Source organism: Flavobacterium xizangense, from assembly GCF_054075145.1.
The window spans coordinates 1-1,510 of the sequence record NZ_JBSIPG010000025.1; the positions used below are offsets into that span (position 1 = coordinate 1).

Sequence of the window (1,510 nt, forward strand, 5' to 3'; positions counted from 1 at the left end):
ACTGCTGCACTTGTCGTATTCCATGAATAGGTTTTTACAGTATTCACAACATCATTTACAACTACTGTACTGTTTGGAATTGTCGCTGATGTAAATCCGTCTGTATCATTCCAGCCCGTATTCGATTTAGAAACCTGAATACGGTAATCGGCATTTGAAATTGTAGAATCCCATGTAAAGTTTACTGGGGTGCTTACATATTTTTGTCCTGTTGTTGGAGAGGTTGGTACCGGAACATTAGCATTAAAACAATTATTTGTCGCACAATAACTTAGATATTCTTGCTCGACAACATTGTAAACTGCTGCTTTAATATTATCCCATAATGAAGAAGGACTCGCATAAGCATTGGTAGTAATTCCGACAGAAACATTTAGTGATGGAATAAAATACATAAAAGAATTATATCCTAGGATTGTTCCTGTATGACCGTGATATTTTACATTGTTTGAAGAAGTATAAAGTCGCGTTCCTAAACCATATGCAGAATTAAGCGCAGAAGGCGAAATCATTGCATTTATAGAACTTTGTGTCAAATAATTCCCTCCAAAAACTGCTTTACAATATTTTGCTAAATCTCCAGGATTTGCTACAATGGCTCCCGCCCCTTTTACCGATGTTGGCGAATAATTGTAAGCTCTTGTTCCTTCGGCTAAATTTGGAATTTTGTTGGTTGTTGTACTTGTAAAATCCATAAAAGTATTAGTTAGCTCAAGTGGTGTAGCAACCCATTCCTGAATCGCTACATCTAATGTTTTTCCTAATTTTTTTTCGATTAACATTCCAAGCAAATAAAAACCTCCATTAGAATATTCATAAGAACTACCTGGAGTAAATGCTGCTCCCATATTATTAATGTAACCCACTATCTCAGCATCTGTAAAGATTTTGTCAGGAACAGCAGCATTTATAAAAGCCGAGCTTCCATTTAAATAATCACCTACACCAGCTGTATGTTGCAATAATTGTTTAATAGTAATTGTACTTCCATTTGGTAAACCGGGAATTACTAAGTGTTGCGATAATTTATCATTTATATTAAAATAACCAGCCTCTTGCAATCGCATAATTAATGTTGCCGTAAAGTTTTTGGTTGCACTTGCAATTCGATATTGAGTATTTGGCAAAATTGGCGATTGCGTGTATACATTTCCGATACCTGCGGAGGCATATACCATTCCTAAATTTGGAGTAGATACTGCCACGGAAACTCCTGGAAGTCCACTTCCTGACCATGAGTTTGTAACAGCTGTTTGCAATTTTTGCTGAAATGTTTGTGCCTTTACAAGCATTATGCTGCATAGCAATAATAATAAAGTGTACTGTTTTTTCATAGCATAAAATTTTCGATGAGTTTTTTAAAAACAAAACTATAAAAGCAAACCAATAGTAATAAACTACCCAAACATTGTAAGTAACGCTTGGGTAGTTTAAAAAACTTATTTTTCCAAAATAATCTTTTTGGTTGTCGTTTTACCATCAGTAACAACCTGAAGAAGATAAATTCCTT

Annotated in this window: 2 protein-coding genes; both read right to left on the bottom strand. The window is 34.7% G+C overall.

What is annotated here, in order from left to right:
- Positions 1-1,334 (bottom strand): serine hydrolase domain-containing protein (locus tag ACWA1B_RS22335; RefSeq protein ID WP_456910781.1); only part of this gene is annotated, 1,334 nt, incomplete at its 3' end.
- Between the two features lie 105 nt (positions 1,335-1,439).
- Entirely contained in the window at positions 1,440-1,505 is a 66-nt protein-coding gene (locus tag ACWA1B_RS22340) for a hypothetical protein (RefSeq protein ID WP_456910783.1), read from the bottom strand.
- Positions 1,506-1,510 lie beyond the last annotated feature (5 nt).